General features: G+C 42.5%; 13 protein-coding genes. 4 read left to right on the top strand and 9 right to left on the bottom strand.

The window, feature by feature from the left end:
- Positions 1-8 precede the first annotated feature (8 nt).
- Genes EFA47_RS12725 through EFA47_RS12705 form a run of 5 tightly spaced genes read right to left on the bottom strand, consistent with a single transcriptional unit; the run spans position 9 to position 7,791 of the window.
- On the bottom strand, positions 9-2,330 hold the full coding sequence (locus EFA47_RS12725) for a DEAD/DEAH box helicase (protein ID WP_122643626.1): 2,322 nt from the start codon (positions 2,328-2,330) through the stop codon (positions 9-11).
- Positions 2,327-3,016: a hypothetical protein gene (locus tag EFA47_RS12720; protein ID WP_122643625.1), complete on the bottom strand. Its 690-nt coding sequence runs from the start codon at positions 3,014-3,016 to the stop codon at positions 2,327-2,329. Before EFA47_RS12720 ends, EFA47_RS12725 begins: the two co-directional genes overlap by 4 nt.
- 10 nt (positions 3,017-3,026) lie before the next feature.
- On the bottom strand, positions 3,027-5,213 hold the full coding sequence (locus EFA47_RS12715; RefSeq protein WP_122643624.1) for a DEAD/DEAH box helicase family protein: 2,187 nt from the start codon (positions 5,211-5,213) through the stop codon (positions 3,027-3,029).
- Between the two features lie 3 nt (positions 5,214-5,216).
- Positions 5,217-6,848: a site-specific DNA-methyltransferase gene (locus EFA47_RS12710; RefSeq protein ID WP_122643623.1), complete on the bottom strand. Its 1,632-nt coding sequence runs from the start codon at positions 6,846-6,848 to the stop codon at positions 5,217-5,219.
- Between the two features lie 19 nt (positions 6,849-6,867).
- Positions 6,868-7,791, bottom strand: a complete 924-nt coding sequence (locus EFA47_RS12705) for a Fic family protein (RefSeq protein ID WP_122643622.1) — start codon at positions 7,789-7,791, stop codon at positions 6,868-6,870.
- 747 nt (positions 7,792-8,538) lie between these two features.
- Between EFA47_RS12705 and EFA47_RS12695 the strand changes: the two genes are divergently transcribed.
- The 4 genes from EFA47_RS12695 (at position 8,539) to EFA47_RS12680 (ending at position 12,225) form a co-directional block, all read left to right on the top strand.
- On the top strand, positions 8,539-8,832 hold the full coding sequence (locus EFA47_RS12695; RefSeq protein ID WP_122643620.1) for a ribbon-helix-helix domain-containing protein: 294 nt from the start codon (positions 8,539-8,541) through the stop codon (positions 8,830-8,832).
- Positions 8,832-10,190, top strand: coding sequence for a relaxase/mobilization nuclease domain-containing protein (locus EFA47_RS12690; RefSeq protein WP_122643619.1), 1,359 nt, complete (start codon positions 8,832-8,834; stop codon positions 10,188-10,190). Before EFA47_RS12695 ends, EFA47_RS12690 begins: the two co-directional genes overlap by 1 nt.
- A complete protein-coding gene (locus EFA47_RS12685; RefSeq protein ID WP_122643618.1) occupies positions 10,187-10,447 on the top strand; it encodes a transposon-encoded TnpW family protein in 261 nt (86 codons plus the stop codon). Before EFA47_RS12690 ends, EFA47_RS12685 begins: the two co-directional genes overlap by 4 nt.
- A 104-nt stretch (positions 10,448-10,551) precedes the next feature.
- Positions 10,552-12,225: a DUF4368 domain-containing protein gene (locus EFA47_RS12680; RefSeq protein WP_122643617.1), complete on the top strand. Its 1,674-nt coding sequence runs from the start codon at positions 10,552-10,554 to the stop codon at positions 12,223-12,225.
- A gap of 164 nt (positions 12,226-12,389) precedes the next feature.
- Here EFA47_RS12680 and EFA47_RS12675 read toward each other — a convergent pair whose 3' ends face one another.
- The 4 genes from EFA47_RS12675 to EFA47_RS12660 all read right to left on the bottom strand — a co-directional run bounded on the left by EFA47_RS12675 (position 12,390) and on the right by EFA47_RS12660 (position 16,702).
- Entirely contained in the window at positions 12,390-12,767 is a 378-nt protein-coding gene (locus tag EFA47_RS12675) for a hypothetical protein (protein ID WP_122643616.1), read from the bottom strand.
- A 242-nt stretch (positions 12,768-13,009) separates the two neighbouring features.
- Complete coding sequence (locus EFA47_RS12670) at positions 13,010-14,248, bottom strand: ABC transporter permease (protein ID WP_122643615.1); 1,239 nt, start codon at positions 14,246-14,248, stop codon at positions 13,010-13,012.
- A 35-nt stretch (positions 14,249-14,283) separates the two neighbouring features.
- Entirely contained in the window at positions 14,284-15,999 is a 1,716-nt protein-coding gene (locus tag EFA47_RS12665; protein WP_122643614.1) for an efflux RND transporter periplasmic adaptor subunit, read from the bottom strand.
- Position 16,000: 1 nt separating this feature from the next.
- Positions 16,001-16,702, bottom strand: coding sequence for an ABC transporter ATP-binding protein (locus EFA47_RS12660; protein WP_122643613.1), 702 nt, complete (start codon positions 16,700-16,702; stop codon positions 16,001-16,003).
- Between the last annotated feature and the right edge of the window lie 279 nt (positions 16,703-16,981).

Raw genomic sequence — 16,981 nt, 5'->3', positions numbered from 1 at the left:
ATATAATTTTAAAAAATAAATTTTGAAATACTACTTTTCTGAGCATCACTGAGATTTTCAATTTTTTCGTTAAATTTAATTTCCATTTGATCAATGCTTTCAACACAAGGCTTCAACCATTCGATTTCTTCGAAAGAAAATCCATATCGTAACATCCATATTTCAGTTGAGTCTTCCGTTCCATATTTGATGTACTTTGCTAATCTTTCAGCACGATCGTCTTGATACGCAAGATAATACTGATGGAAAATCGCATAGAACAAATCGCTCAGCTTAAACCCTATAAGTTTATCGAGAAAATCATATGTATCATAAACAATACGGTCGTAATCGACATCTTTACCCTTTGTTGCGGCAGGGAATAAGGGGAAAGTACGCAATTCTTTATCAGGGATATCACTATAACCTGCAATATATCGAACTGTCAGGCTATCAGCACGAGCTTGTTGACCTGCTCGTGACAGTAATCGCCGTTGGGTAACATTGGAAACATAAGCATATCTCTCTTGACAAATCTTACTAAATGTTTTGCCGTGCACTTTCCATATCATTATTTTGATGGCAGAATCAAAAACGAATTTTTCTGCTGCGGTTAGTTCTCGACCTAAGTACTGCTTGTATAAGCACTGAAAGTCCTCATACACCTCTTTTGCTACTGCATTAGGCAACACAAACCCTGCATCAGTAAACATCATATCTAACAATGTAGGGACTACCGTAGTAACGCTATCTGACTTTAATTTCTCAAGATCTTTATTTGTAAGATTATACTCGTCAGAAAATTCCCCTGTTTTGATTGCTTCTTTGTACTCCTCATATTTCTCATCAATTTTATCGTCTGTTGTATCTAATCGAGATTTTGACGAAAGAGTATTTTTCTTGCGGTACACTTTTCGGAATCTACTCATTGCATTTGGTCGTAAAATGACGCTACCAAAATCAAATACAGGTTTGTTGGTAGAGCGACCGGCTCTACCAATCAGATTTTTAACAGACAGTGCCTTACTTTCCTCGAAGCGGTCAAGATAAACCACATCGAATGGCATATTGATTCCCTGCTCCAGTGTAGAAGTAGCAAAACAGATTTTACAGAAGTCCTGCTGCGTAAAATGCTCTAATATCAAACGGGCTGTCAATGGCATTGAACCGTGATGAACAACAATACCACATCTCAATTTTTCCAGCATATCAGAGTTATAAAACGACTTATCAGTTGTTGAAGCACCAATATACTCCTTTAGCTCATCTATCATTTTTATTGCAGTAGGATCATTAATTGGTTGACATATAGAAATATACTTCTGAAATTGCCCATATATCTGCTTACTATAAATGTGTGACTTTGGTACATAGATCAGTACACTACCCCCCTTTTTTAGTGCTGATTCTATGGGATCAAAGTTTGCTTCCAATTTTCGTTTTCCCAACGTTGCAGGATCACTCCCGAAATGATAAAATTTTTGGTTCGTGGTGTCATGGGTATAGAAAATCTGTCCTACATTTTTTAATTCATAATTGCTATATGTTGCCGTTGTATCAATGGTTTCAATGCCGTTCTTCTGTAATTGTGCTTCAGGATTTTCAACAAACGGATGTGCAAAAACAAATTTTGCATCAGGAAAATACTTTAGTGCTCGCCTCACAATACTATCAAAATAGAGACCACGCACCGAGTGCTCATCGCTTAGTTGTGCTTCATCAAACAGAATCAAATCAATTTTTAGCCAATCTTTATTTTTGAACAGCTCTTTTGCACGCTCAGGTGTCAGTATGAAAATATTTCTGTGAATGTGTTTTGTATTAATCCTATCAACAAAAGTCAGGACATTTACAGTTTTTCGATCCACAAGATTGTTCAATCGGTCGTAGTACTCGTTAATGAGTGCTCTTGAGGGGACGATGACAACCACATCATTGGAACATTCAGAAATAAGATGTCGAAATACAAATGATTTCCCCGTACTTGTTGGTGCTGAAAAGCTGAAATACTGCAAATTTCGTATCTTCTTGAGAATATCTGCTTGCATTGGCGTATAGTCATTGCCAAATTCATCCTTGAGTTGCTGGTGATACATCTCAAAGACTGAGCCTGTAAGGCTTTCAATTTTGGGCTGTTTGAAAAACAGCCCCATCGTGGCAATGATTTCTTGCTCGTCCTTTTTGAAAAATTCTGGTTGGAACAGTTTAAAATATGATACTATTTCTAAAACCAGCGAGTTATTGGGTCCATTTTGATAAATCTCAGATTTGACATAGTCGATAATCTGCTCCAAATCTTCCCCTTTTCGGATTTTGGCAATGATATTGCCCTTTTCTAAGACAGTATTCATAAGTCCACCGCCACCAAAATGAGTTCTTCATATTGAAGTAATGATTGAAAGTCCGGGCGCTTCGTGATATTAGCGATTATTCTATCTGTATTGGTAGTTTTTGCTGAAAACGCAGCAGAAAACCCCTTTCTTCCATCGGCTGCCCTTTGCAAAGCTGACATTGTACAGAACGGTTTTAATTCAGGAAGATCTTCAACATCTTTTCCATCTTTAATAAAATCAACGATTTGTGGCAATGCCGATGAATACGCTGTTGTAGTGGCAATATATTTCGCTTCACCGAAAATAACTGTATCCGTAATCTTATTCTGTGAATGAAAATCAAACCCAGGATTTCCAGAACGCTTTTTACCAACAAGTTCATCAAGAGGAATATCTAAATAGTCCAATTTCGATACCATAGTTTCTCTGGCTAATTCAGATACTACATACTCACCAGCATCTTTGCTGACATTGTCACCAATGCATTTGTCAAACTTTTCTTTAATATCATCAATAGTTTTCTTTGCACGGGAGGCAAAAGCTTTCTGTTCAAAGTCTTGATCGAATTTACTGAGCCAAGACAAGTCCATAAGAGCGCGCAAAATATCTGATAATGTTGCTGAAATATCTTCAGGATCTATTCTGAAAAATTGAACTTTTGCAGGAGTAAACTTGGTTAGCACCCTATGGTCAGTTATCTTCAAGACTTTCACCTCACTTTAAAATATCACTCAGCACAACCCAACTATCGCTGTTAATATCCTCGGAATAGCTGTCCATACAAATGCACAGTTCTTCACTTTTTTCATCATAGCGGACAATGCCACCATTTAAGCTGTAGCGTTCCAAATAATCTTTCAGCACGGCGAATTTTTTCGGCGTGAAAATGTCAATATCTTGGCTATTGCCACTACGGTCAAAGCCGCCCTTAGTTTCCACGACCCAAATTTCACCGTTTACACTGATAATATAGTCAGGATAAAAATTCTTTTGCTTGCCCGAATTATCCGCATATACGATGGACAAATACTCATTGCCTTTATCACCATTTTTATATACCCATTCCACGGCATCACACTTTTCGCAGAATTTCTCGAATTTGCGTTCCGAAGATGATCGGACTTCCGCAGAGGAAAGGTAACCCTGATATACATTTTTCTTCATTTCAAACTGTGTTTTTGCTGTACCGTCGTAGGTAAACAGGCAGGATTGCGGAATATGGAACGACACCTTTGATACTTGGTTAATATTAAGAGTAAGCTGTTCAAGTTCCGCCGCCATCGCCTCACGCACCGTATGGCGTAGCAGATCGGCGTTGTTGATAACAAATGCATAGACTTCTCTCGGCTCCATTGCGAGGATTTTACGGCTATATGTAAAATTGCGATCAAATAACTTACGAATGATCGTATTCATATAGCTGTATTCCATTCCAATCTCCATACCGATTTTACCCACCTTCTGATGGTACATATGACCGTGATCGTGGGTATTTAGCCTTTCGGTAATGATGACCGTATTCATATCTGCCGAAGCAAAATTCAAGGTTGCAGTTTCACCCGAAAGGGTGTGACGCAGAATATCAGCGCTAAATTCAAAACCCGCCGCCTGCAAGCGTGCCTTGTTCTCCGTCTTGTTCGATCCAGTCTTGAATTTTTCTTCAAAATACTTTGCTACAGAGAGCATAGCCTTTTTAGGATTGCGGTGATCTGTCACCATTGTTCTCTGTTCGGAGGTCAGGGTGATGCCTTTATACTCATTTTTAAGGAACAGAGTAGCTGCTTCTAACGCCCCTTTGCCGAGACTCAACTTGACACCGGCGGTGAATTTTTCATCGAAAGTGTAGAGATAACAGCTATCCAGCAAATCTTTGCCGTAGTGGTGTGCCTCCGGCATACGGCGAATGCGCCCGATGGTCTGAATTTCAAAGGTTTCATCCATATTGTCACGGAGCTTTACCAAAATGGCGGCTCTCGGACAGTCCCATCCCGTGGCAACAGCTTGCTTGATAATAACAGCAACAGAGGGAGCATTGATTTTTTCAATGCCCTCCAAGTTTTCGTGCATATCAGAAAGCCACACCGCAAGTTGACCGTTTTCATAGGTTACGCCCTGCGTTTCAAACCAGCGTTCCACATCGTCCTGCAATTTCTCCGATTTGTTTGGAATCTGCACCACGATCAAAGGATTAATATCCTTCCCATTGAAAAGAAACTCCGCATGGATTTCACGCTGCTTAGCATAAGCCTGTTTTAATAGATAGCTGGTTGCATTCTCCATTTCTACCTGCTGGGGAAAATCCTCATTAATTATAAGCATTTTCTTGATAAGTCCCTCGGCAATAACATCCGCTTCAGGAATTTCTATGATTTCCGCCTTTTTAATCCCTTTCGGCGTAGCGGAGCAACGAATGATTTTGTCCGTATGGAAATACTGGATGATTTCATCCGCCTTCACCGTGTTGTTCTGATGGCTTTCGTCCACAATAACAATAAAATGTAAACCGGCGTTCAGAGCGTGTTCAATATGCTCTAAGAAGTTGGTGCGTTCGCTGTCTTTCAGGGCGTTGTTGCCCTTTTTTGTTAGCTTTTCCCAGTTGATGAAACAGTTATCGTTTTCTTCAAAGCCGCCCGTCATTACATCGGAGAGCAGCTTTGTCTGAGCAGCGTGAATATACTTATCCATCTTTTCCTTGCTCTGCTCCTCCAAATTGCCCTTGCCGGGGGTGAGCCATACAAACACGGTATGGCAGTAGGATTGCACATACTGGTGCATAAAATATGTAAGAATAATTGTCTTTCCGCTGCCCGTAGGGCTTTTTAGAATAATGTCACGGGCAGGCTTTTCCATCGCCTCAAAAAGCGATTTTACAGCCGATAATTGAAAGTTTTTCAGTTGCACCGCTTACACCTCCTGTAAATCCCGATAATAGTAGTCGGGAATGATATTGATTTCGATACCGTGGTCAGCAAGGGACTGTTCCTGTTCCTCATCGGGCAGCAAATCGTGCCCCATATACAGTTTGTGGCACTTGCCGTAGGCTTCGATATTTGTCATAAAATCATCAAGTTCTTCTTCGGTCAGCACGATAGCAATTTCTGCATTACCCGTGAAATTCACGCCGTTTTCAAGTTCAACAAGTTCACGGATATGCTTTAACAACTCGTCCGCATATTCGTAATACATACGATCGGAAATGGGAACATAGTCAACCTTATAATATTTAAGACTTGCGGTGTACCCATCTTTGTCAATCACACGCTTGATACGCTCATATGTAACATCACGGCAAATATTATTTTCATTATTGGTACAAAGGATAAATTTACGATTGCCGCCATCTTCGGCATTTAGTTTCATCACAGCGTGTCCTGTAGTACCGGAGCCTGCAAAAAAGTCGAGAATAGTTGCAGTTTTACTACAGGACATCGTCACAATATCCTTGATGAGTTGGGTCGGTTTGGGATGTGTAAACACTTTTGCGATACCAAAAATATCTTTTAATTCTTGTGTTGCATCGGCATTCATTCCGTGATTATCCCACCAAGATTCCGCTTTGCGTTTTGAAAATTTTCGATCTTTCGCAAAAACTCGTTGCACCGGTCTTGCGGTTCCACTTTTACCAAAAATGATTCTTCCATCGGCTATCCTTCGCTGTATTTCCTGCTCGTTAAACACCCAATATCTTCCGTCAGGAGGATAATGAACATCTCCAGTTTTTGGATTGGTAACAGGAAAATACGGTCCTTTATGATTTGCTGATAAGTCTGTAGTTGTCCACGGTCCACGAGGATCATTGTCGGGATTGCTATAATTTTTAAGAATATCTTCTTCTGAAACTTCAAAGCCTAAGTCATATATTTTTTCAATTTCTTTTGAGTAGCACAATATGTAATCGTGTACAGGAGGAAGCCACCCCATATTATTACCGTTCGTTTTCTTTTTCCATAGGATTGTGCCTACACAATTGTTTTCGCCAAAGACCTCATCACACAATAGTTTTAACTGGGAAAATTCATTGTCATCTATGGACATAAAAATCGTTCCATAGGGTGCAAGTAACCTTTTCGACAGCGTGAGGCGTTGTTTCATAAATGACAGCCATTTACTATGGTTAAAACCATCAGTGGTATCAACAAACGCATCATCATATACAAAGTCTTTTGCTCCCGTATTGTACGGCGGATCAATATAGATAAGGTCAATTTTACCCTTGTGTGTCTTTTCAAGCAACTTTAGTGAAGTAAGATTATCTCCCTCGATAAGAAAATTCATCTGTCCACCATTATCAATGAACAAGTCTTTATCTTCCGTCAGTACCGGGGTATGGGTATCCAGCACTTCGTCGATTTCCTCACGGTGCTCCTCAAATACAAGTCCGTATTTCTTGCCGTTTACCTCTTTCTCCAAATCGGAAAGATAGGAAAGCAGATTACCTGCATTCTCATCCTGCGGTGCAGCAGAAATAAAGGCTCGGATTTCTTTGATTTTATTCAGCAAGTCCTCACGCTTTTGTTTTGATATATTTGTACTCATTTTGTTTCTCCTAATACTTTTACTCTTTCACAATTTCTAAATATCGGTCAAGGCGTTCGTTTACATACTCTGCAACAAGTAACACCATATCGTCTGCTTTGCCGTCACGATAAAATGCATCAAAAGCATCATAATAGCGTTTACGGTCAGTAAACTTCACATTGATTGCGGGATAGCCATTACGAATAAGCTCAAGATTTAAAATCAATCGACCTGTTCTGCCGTTACCGTCTATAAAAGGATGTATTCCCTCAAATTCAAGGTGAAAACAGGCAATGCGTTCAATCGGATGTATTGTCTTTTTACGCTCTTCATTTTCGGCAAGTAACTCCGTCAATTTCGGCTCAATGAGAAATGGTTGTACCGGTTCGGTATATGCACCTGCAATTGTGACAGGAATACGGCGGTAAACTCCTTTATCTTCAGGTCTATTCATTAGTACCAACGAATGAATCGCCTTGATTTCCATATCTCTCAACCTTGTCTTGTTTTGTGCAATATCTTCAATGTAAAGGAATGCGTCACGGTGTCCGACAGCTTCAAGATGATCTTTCAAGGGTTTGCGGTCTATCGTCATCCCTTCAAGCACCATAGCGGTCTCTTTCAAAGTAAGCGTGTTGCCTTCGATAGCGTTTGAATTATAGGTGAAGTCAACCATAAATTCATCAAGCAAACGCTGTGTTTCGCCTGCAGTAAGCGGACGCATATCGTCAAGTTTAACTTTTTTAATATCAATTTCAGTTAGTATATCTGCGAATCTGCCGCGTTTTCTTTTGTTAGGCAATTTTCGTTTATCCAACGGTTTTTCTGTTTCTGCAGGTATCATATATAATTTTCCTTTGCGGATAACTCCGTCAATTTCACCATTGGCACAAAGCAAACGAACACGACGGGTAGAGATACCCCATTTTTCCGCCGCCTGTGTAACTGTTAAATATTCCATCTTTCATACCTCCTGATTTGAGGGCTACTTATATAAATTTAGTATATCACAATATCGGAATAATTACAATGTGCTTCAAAATCATTTTAACATATATTTGCCGATAATAGAGTGTTCGACAGATAGTGTAACAAAATAGTATGCCCTGCTTTTGCAAAAACTATACAGAACCTCACCAAAAACTTAATTTTCGGCGTGGGTTTTGGTATAATAAAATCTCTTTTGAAAGAGGGCTACAACTAAATACAAGATGTTTCGATTAGGAATGCGGTGTAAGACCGCCCAATGCCTGCGGTATGCTAAGAGAAAATACCGCCATCGGCACTCTATGCTTTTGGGTACTGTCAGCGAGTGAATGGATGAACAAACAGTCCCGTCTTTGAATTTCAAAGCCGTTACATAGAACATCATTTTGAAGCGAGAGAAAATCTCCCGCCGATTTTTGATGTCTCTGTGAATCGGCTTTTTTTGTTTTGCCGATTAACAACTGAATGACCGTCTGAATGGGATATGATTTTGCAACGACCGCTCTTTCGGGAGTAAGCGAGACAACACCGCTAAAAAAATAGGGGCAGGAACGACATTCGGATAGAACGGCAAGGAGAAATACGATGTCCACAGGAATAGCGAGCATCGGATTGTGACCCCACAATCCCAATCCACAGCCTGAAGGCGTGTGGACTAACTCAGGGCGTGCTGCCCTATGACCCTGCAAAACGATAAAACACAAGAACGGAGATGATATTTTTGAACAAAGAAAACAATAAAAAAGTGCGTATCAAAGTACGCTTAACCGAAGAAGAAAATGAAGAATTGAAACGCTGTGCGGCAGCGTGTGGACTGTCACAATCGGAGTTTATCCGTCAGCTTTGCAAAGGGAAAATGCCGAAGGCGAAACCTGCAAAAGAGTTTTGGGAACTATTGAATACCCTTTACTCTGTCCATAATAGCTTTCAGAAATGTGCTAAGTATGAACATTCTGCTTTAGAAATCTGCAAGGAAATTGAAAGTCTAATCCTTGATTTACAGGAGGTGGAATAATGGCTACCACTTCTCTTTGGCATATCGAAGGCAGACTAAAAGACCTCATTGCCTATGTAGAAAATCCTGAAAAGACAAGAGCAGACAATCCCAACTTACAACCATTGTGGGATGTGTTTTCCTATGTCAGCCGCCCCGAAGCCACCGAGCAGGGCGAATATGTTTCCGCTATCAACTGTCTAAAAAAGATTGCGTTACAACAGATGATTTTAACGAAAAAGCAGTACGGTAAAGAAAATGGTTATATCGCTTGGCACGGTTATCAAAGTTTCAAGCCCGATGAGGTTACGCCCGAAAAGGCGCACCAAATCGGCTTGCAGACCGCAAAGGAAATGTGGGGCGACAAGTATCAGATCATCGTCACTACCCACCTTGATAAAGACCATCTTCATAATCATTTCTGCTTCAATTCGGTTTCTTTTTTGGACGGGAAGAAATACAACTATTCCAAATCAGAGCAGAGAAAACTCCGTGATGTTTCCGACCGGACCTGCCGGGAACACGGCTTATCGGTCATAGAAAATCCTTGTAAAGCACCGTCGAGACAGGTATGGCTGGATGAGAAAAGCGGCAAGCCGACAAGATACAATGTTTATCGGGAAGATGTAAAAGAAGCCATCAATTTCAGCCGCCGCCCCTACTATATGGAGGAGTATCTGCGGCGAAAAGGATATATTACAGACTTTACAGGCAAGCATTGGAAAATACGATTGCCACAGTACGAGCATTTCACAAGGCTTGATACGCTGGACAAAAGATGGACGCCTGAAAATATCCAAAGGACAATGGGTGCATACGCTTCCTTCGGCAACCGCAGAGCGACAATCAATTATCCGCCGCAAATGCCGCAGGATTTGCGGGATTGGTTTCAGCCTTTTCAAAAGACGAGCCACATCTACAAACTGTATCTCCACTATTGTTATCTGTTAGGCGTTCTGCCGAAGAACACGGAATACAAACCGACAAGTCCATATCTCAAAGAAGATTTAAGAAAGCTTGAGATGTTTTCAGAACAGGTGCGGTATATGGGCAAATACGGGATTGAAACCTTTGATGATTTGTATGCAGACAGAGACAAGTTGCAGGGCGAAATGGACAAGCTGATTTCCTACCGCACCAAACTGCAAAACAAAATCCGCAGAGCCTCACCAGCTGAAAAAGAAACCTTACGAGAGGAAAAAACAGGCGTTACCGAACGGATAACGGAACTGCAAAAGCAACTGAAACTGAACAAGGGGATTGAAGAACGGTCTCTTAAAATACAGGAGAAAACCGATTTACTCTATGCCAACGAATACAGGGCAAAAGAAGCTGAACAGAACAGAAAATCACAGAGAAGGGAGCGTGACGCACGATGATGTATGTAGATAATCAGGGCAATACCATAGAGAGAACTGGAGAGATTTATACACTGCTCGATGAGATAACCGACCACCTTGCCACCCTTTCCAAAGAAGAGCGTATAGCGTGGTTTCGGCAGAGTATGTATCTTGAGCCGCTGAACTTTGTAAAAGAGATAGACGGTACGCTCTATGCAGTCAGAGCCTATTTCAAAGAAAACGCAGGCGAGAACATCACCGAAAAAGTGGAACGCATTGTCCTGAAAAAAGAGTAGAAAACATTAAGTTTACCGCATTAAAGCGTTGAATAATTACAGCCGATATGGTATTATAGGTACACCTACAAATCCTATCATATCTGGCTGTGGAAAGGAGAACTATGAATAAACAGTCAGAAAAGATAACTGCCTTGTACTGTCGCTTGTCTCGTGATGATGAGCAGGAAGGTGCTTCAGGCAGCATTAAAAATCAGCAATCCATACTTGAGAAATACGCAAAAGATAACGGCTTTCCAAATCCCCGTGTATTTATTGACGACGGTTGGTCGGGTACAACTTTTGCAAGACCTGCCTTTACTGAGATAATGGCACTTGCGGAAAAGGGCTTGATTGGCACGCTGATTGTCAAAGACCATTCCCGTCTCGGTCGTAACCGCTTGGTTGTCGGTCAGTTATTAGAAAAAGGTTTTGACAGTTTAGGAGTACGATATATCGCCATAATGGACAATATCGACACCGCAAAAGGTATCAGTGACCTTGTTCCTATGCAGGACTTATTCAACGAATGGCACGCTAAAAACACAAGCCAAAAGGTACGCAATGTCTTTAGGAGCAAGGGTATGTCAGGCGTTCCTCTAACAACAAATCCACCGTTCGGGTATATGAAAAATCCCGATGATAAAAAGAAATGGATGATTGACGAGGAAGCTGCCAAAGTGGTACGAAGAATCTTTGCTCTATGCGTTGACGGTTTCGGACCAACGCAGATCGCCAAGAAGCTGAAAGCCGACAAGGTTATGACTCCCACGGAGTATTGGAACAGTATCGGAAGGAATTGCGGCAAGCCGCCTGAAAGAGCGTTTAACTGGTGTTCAGCAACCATTGCAGATATTCTTGCTAAGCAGGAATACTGTGGGGATACGGTCAATTTCCGAAGCACAACCAAGTCTTTCAAGAACAAAACGAAGATTGAAAGACCTCAGGAGGAATGGAAAATCTTCCCGAATACCCACCCTGCCATTATTGAACGAGAGGTATTTGAGTTGGCGCAGGAACTCCGACAGCACCGCCGCAGACCGACCAAAAGCGGAATTGTCAGTCCGTTTTCAGGGCTGCTATACTGTGCGGATTGCGGAGAGAAACTGTATTACAGTGTGACAAACAACTACAAACGGGAACAGGCATATTTCTTTTGTTCCGCTTACCGCAAAAATTCCGAAGTGTGTTCCGCCCACTATATCCGAGAAAAAGTTGTAACGGAGACAGTGTTGGAAAGTATGCGGCGAATCCTCTTAAATGTGCAAGCCTTTGAAAAAGAGTTTGCCCGCAAGCAGATGGAATGTTACAGCGATGACAAAAAGAAAGAACTTGCACAGAAACGCCGTGAACTGAACAAGGCAAAAAAGCGTATTGATGAGATTGACAGTCTAATACAGAAAATCTATGAGGATAACGCTATCGGTAAAATATCTGATGAACGCTATGCGACTCTTTCAATATCTTACGAGGAAGAACAACAACGCTTAAAGGCAGGTATTCCCGAAATGGAAAATTATCTCGAAACTGAAACGGACAAGACCGAGAGCCTGCAAAAATTCATTGACAAGGTAAAGAAGATTACCGAACTCAAGGAACTCACGCCCGAACTGATACACGAGTTTATCGATAGGATTATCGTGTATGCACCGAGATACCTTGACGGAAAGCGTGTTCAGTTGATGGATATTTACTACAACGGCGTTGGCATTTTAAGGGAACTCAGTCCCGAAGAAATGGAAAATGCGTTTCAAGAGCATTTAGAAGAACGGGAACGCAACAAAGCAAAAACGGCATAGCCAACAGGCTATACCGCTTCAACACAACAATTTTTAATTTAAGATACAAAAACCTTGGAGCACCTTCCTTACGGAGGGTGCCCCAAGGGGACTTTCTTTAATTTTAAAATTTAAAAGGCCGTTCCTTCCTGGAAACCCAGGCGGGGACGGCCTTTGTATACAGATTAATTAGACTGATACCAACCCCACAGATACAGAATCGGCCAGATCAAGCTAATCAGGCTGAGAGCAGAGAATCCCATTGTGACTGTGGAGAATATAATATCGATTATATAATATGCAGCCAGAAGGATTCCCATAACAAGCACAGCCTGTCTGGACTTATAGGCTACTCCGATGATCCCTGCAACAAGGATGATGACGGATCCCACAAACATAATGATGTATGTAACTGTGGTGGGTGCTGCCATTCCTAAGGCTGCATAGGACTGTTCAATAATTCCTTTCATGGCGATTGAAGCGATGCTGGATAAAAGGCTCAGGGCGCCGATGACAATCAGGATAATAGATAACACTTTTAATAATTTACTTTGTTTCTTCATAATAAAAACCCTCCTCGTGCTATTTGAATGTTGTAATACTGATTCTATTATACTCCTAAATGGAGAGAAATAAAATAATTAATATTTCCGAATCCGGCAGGCAACCCTTGATTCCCGCGGGCAAGGAGACAAGGGGACATGTTTACTGGTCTAATTGGCCACTGCCGCTAAGGTCTAAACCCGCCTATGCTTGCATCGCCGCTAGTCTGCTGCCTCGTACGCCCGTTTGGGGACTTTGGCCCCTACATTCTGCGGAGTGCCTCAATGGGACTGAGGCGCGCCGCTTTTCTTGCAGGGTAGATCCCAAAGACAATTCCTACACTGCAGGAGAAAATTGTGGCTACCAGTATGGCGGGGAAGGAAAGCTGTGCTTTAATCCCTCCTATGCCAAGTGCGGTTATTAGGGCCGTCAGCGCTGCGCCGAGCAGTATTCCTATGATTCCCCCCAGGCCTGAGATGATGGCAGATTCACAGAGGAACTGGGCGATGATGGAACCGGTCTTAGCGCCCAGCGCCTTCCGGATCCCGATTTCCCGTGTACGTTCAGTGACTGAAACTAACATAATATTCATGACGCCAATCCCCCCTACGATGAGGGAAATACCGGCAACCAATGCCACGAATGCAGTAACCCCGTCCATGATAGAGCCGAACATGTCAGAGAAATCCACCGGTTTTTGCTGCATAAATGGAGTATCCCCTAAATCCTGATGCCTGGAGTTTAAAATCTGTACAGCATTTTTAGCGATTCGGGATGCCTGCTCCTTGTCGTAGGCTGTAATGGAGACAGAAGAAAAGGCCTCGATTGGATTTCCAAAGGCATTGGAAACTGTATAGGGCATTTCTAAGGAAATGCTTTTATCCATCCCCATAGCAAGATACTGCTTTTCAGCCTCCATCATCTCAGGAGAAGTCTCTCTGATTCCGATAATACTGACGCTCTGTATGCTGCTGTCCACCTGCAGTTCAACGCTCATCCCAATGACATCTGTGTTCCCGAACATATATAATGCTGTCAGTTCATCGATTACGCAGACCATATTTGCGTTGGCTACGTCGTTATCAGTAAAATAATTCCCTTTAACCAGTGGGTCTGTGTACTGTGCGTTTTCGTAGTCCGGGGTAGTCAATCCAATATAAGCGTCAAAATCCCCTTTTCTGGTAGAAATCTTCCCCATAGTCCCTTCGTATGCAGAGACGCTCTGTATGGAATCGCTTAGAGAGGTTTTTAAAAATGCAATATCCTCCCCGGTGATACATCTTGGATCCGATACCTCATCTGTATTGGCCTGTACAGTGACAGTGTTATTCTGTTCATTGGAGGCATCCACGACGTCCTTTTTCAGTCCGTTTCCGATAGAGACAATGGTAACAACGGATGTGATTCCAATGATGATACCGAGCATGGTCAGAAAGGAACGGCCTTTGTTGGAACGGATATTATCAAGAGCCATTTTTACATATTCTAAAAATTGTCCCATATTATGTCCTCTTTTCTTTCTATTGACATGCTTTTCTACTCGGCATCTGCGGCATCGGTATCCTGTTTTTCTACTGCAGAAGCTTTCATGCCTTCCTGGATGTCAACATTCAGGTCGTTTACAACCTGGTCTCCTTTTTTTAGCCCGCTTTTAATTTCAATCTGTGTGGTGGAGGAGGTACCCAGCTCCACTGCTTTTTTCTTAACTACTCCATTTTCTATGACATAGACAAAATCTCCGTCTGCAGAAGTGTTGATGACTTCTGTGGGGACAACAAGTACATCATTGGCCTCTGCAACTGTCATAGTAATCTTAGCTGTGGCCCCAATACACAGATTATCATCTGGATTGTCGATGTGAATTTCCGCCCCAATGACAGGGTTTCCTTTGGCGTTGTCCAGGGCAATTTTATTGACTTTTGTCAGGGTCCCCTGATATTTGAAATCTCCGACTGTGACAGAGGCTTTATTTCCGACCTTCATTTTTTCGTAGTCATCAGGAGAAACTTCTATTTTTACCCGTACCTTATCCATGCTTGCCACAGAAAACATGGCCATTCCTTGTGTGGCGGCATTTGTCTGGAGTGCATCTACAGAAGCAATGACGCCGTTCATATCGGCCTTCATGCCCTCCTTACCTTTCTGAACCAGCTCAGCAGGCGTCAGGGCGGCAAGCTCAGCTAAATTATCACTGATGTCCAGGTTTGCAAGTTCAGCGGAGGACATCCCCGTATCTGCAGATGAGGTGGAAGCGGCGGCATAGGCTGCCTCCCATTGAGCGTATGTAGCTTCATACTGGGCCTGAAGTTCAGCATATCCAGCATCGTCCACTTCTGTATCGGCAATATTGCCCATGTCAGCCTGGGCCTGGTCGTATTTATTTTTGGCGTCTGTATATGCGGCCTGTGCAGCATCATAGTCGTCAAAAGCCTGGATCAGGGCCTTATCCTCATCAGTCAGGGAGGCAGGGTCTTTGGCCTTTGCAGCCTCCGCTTCGGCCCGCCTTCCATTGTATCCGGTTTCCACGGAATTCATGATATTCTGGTTCTCCTGCATAATGGCATTCTGCTCGTCTATCTGCTGCTGCAGAGCTTCGCGGCTTGCCTGGTTAGCCTGTGCCTGGCTGTCAGAAGCGGCAAGGTTAGCCTGGAACTGGGCATAAGCTGCATCCACCTGGCCAGCCAGGCTGTTTACATCCTCGGCCAGTTTGTTGGCCTGTTCGGCGGCCTGCGCAGAGGCGGCATTGGCCGCATCGATGGCTTTCGCATTCTGGGCCTTTGTGGCCTGAGAAGAGTTCAGGCTGGACTCCAAGGTGAGCTGTGCCTGTTGATTATCTCTTTCCAGATTGGTGGTATCAAATGAAATTAATACATCCCCTGCTTTAACAGTGTTTCCCACGACAGCCTTACATTCTGAGATGGGGGCCGTGACAGGGGAATAGTAGGTCTTTGTATTTTCGCTTTCTATTTTTCCGCTTGCATTGTATACTTCCTTGATATTCCCACTTGTGACTTCCGAAACCTGCAGAGATGTGTTTTGGGACTGGCTATCCCCTTTGGTGAGTTGGGAGATAACTACAGTTGTGATTATAACAACTCCAACTACGGGAATAATCACCCATCCGGGAAGTTTTTTCTTCGGTGGTTTGGAGATGGCTTCATCGTCCAGGTCAAGAGTATCCTCGTCTTGAAAACTATCTGCATCTATGGTCTCAAAAGTGACATCCTGCTGTTTTTTCTTTTTGGAAAACATGTTATGCTCCCTCCCTTTCTTCATTTATATAGTCATCTTCTATGTGCCCGTCAATAATACGGACAACACGGTTCACTTGCTGGGCGATTTCGTCATCATGAGTGATGATGATAACCGTGCGCCCGCTTCTGTGAAGTCCCTTTAAAATCTCCATAATTTCCTTCGTAGATTTAGTGTCCAGATTACCGGTAGGCTCATCGGCCAAAATAATCGGCGGCTGGGCCGCTATGGCCCGGGCCACGGCGACTCTCTGCTGCTGCCCTCCGGACAGCTCGTTGGGTTTGTGCTTAAGGCGGGCGCTTAACCCCACCTTTTTCAGGGCAGCTACCGCTATCCGGCGCCGCTTCTGTTTTCCCAGTCCCCTGTAAATGAGAGGCAGCTCTACATTTCCTACGGCGTCGAGGTTTGCGACGAGATTAAATCCTTGGAAGATAAAGCCGATTTCTTTGTTTCGGATATCGGACAACTGATTGTCAGTCAGTCTGGAAACATCCTGCCCATTTAAGAAATAGTTTCCTGACGTGGGGACGTCAAGGCAGCCCAGCATATTCATCAGTGTCGATTTTCCAGAACCAGAGTGGCCTATAATGGCAACAAATTCTCCGCGCCGAATCTCCAAGTCGATTCCATCAAGCGCACGCACTTCGTTTTCTCCGGGATTGTAGATTTTATGTATCTTCTCAATTTTAATGAGTGGTTCCATGAAAAATCCCTCCATAAACTTAGTAAATATTATGTCTGTATTACTTAACTAATACAATAATATTTTGACGGTAAAAAGTCAATACTTTTCATGAAGAAATAGCAGTTATTGTTTATATAAATGGAAATAATTAAATAAAACACAAAATATAGTTAAAAAAGAAACATATATAAGATGTAAAAAGGTATAAAATAAACAAATGTTATTGACATAACAAAAAAGTGATGATATATTAAAAATGTAACTTATATCACAAAAGAGATATCAAGTATGCTCTGG

The sequence above is a fragment of the Luxibacter massiliensis genome (assembly GCF_900604355.1).
Classification (GTDB): domain Bacteria; phylum Bacillota; class Clostridia; order Lachnospirales; family Lachnospiraceae; genus Luxibacter; species Luxibacter massiliensis.
Note: the sequence above shows the minus strand (reverse complement) of the source record. Positions and strands in the feature narration are given on the sequence as shown.

What these genes read in the sequence shown, in the direction of transcription:
- EFA47_RS12665 (WP_122643614.1), bottom strand. Translation starts at nt 15,999, where the DNA reads ATGTTTTCCAAAAAGAAAAAACAGCAGGATGTCACTTTTGAGACCATA.
- EFA47_RS12680 (WP_122643617.1), top strand. Translation starts at nt 10,552, where the DNA reads ATGAATAAACAGTCAGAAAAGATAACTGCCTTGTACTGTCGCTTGTCT.
- EFA47_RS12670 (WP_122643615.1), bottom strand. Translation starts at nt 14,248, where the DNA reads ATGGGACAATTTTTAGAATATGTAAAAATGGCTCTTGATAATATCCGT.
- EFA47_RS12725 (WP_122643626.1), bottom strand. Translation starts at nt 2,330, where the DNA reads ATGAATACTGTCTTAGAAAAGGGCAATATCATTGCCAAAATCCGAAAA.
- EFA47_RS12710 (WP_122643623.1), bottom strand. Translation starts at nt 6,848, where the DNA reads ATGAGTACAAATATATCAAAACAAAAGCGTGAGGACTTGCTGAATAAA.
- EFA47_RS12685 (WP_122643618.1), top strand. Translation starts at nt 10,187, where the DNA reads ATGATGTATGTAGATAATCAGGGCAATACCATAGAGAGAACTGGAGAG.
- EFA47_RS12660 (WP_122643613.1), bottom strand. Translation starts at nt 16,702, where the DNA reads ATGGAACCACTCATTAAAATTGAGAAGATACATAAAATCTACAATCCC.
- EFA47_RS12675 (WP_122643616.1), bottom strand. Translation starts at nt 12,767, where the DNA reads ATGAAGAAACAAAGTAAATTATTAAAAGTGTTATCTATTATCCTGATT.
- EFA47_RS12690 (WP_122643619.1), top strand. Translation starts at nt 8,832, where the DNA reads ATGGCTACCACTTCTCTTTGGCATATCGAAGGCAGACTAAAAGACCTC.
- EFA47_RS12705 (WP_122643622.1), bottom strand. Translation starts at nt 7,791, where the DNA reads ATGGAATATTTAACAGTTACACAGGCGGCGGAAAAATGGGGTATCTCT.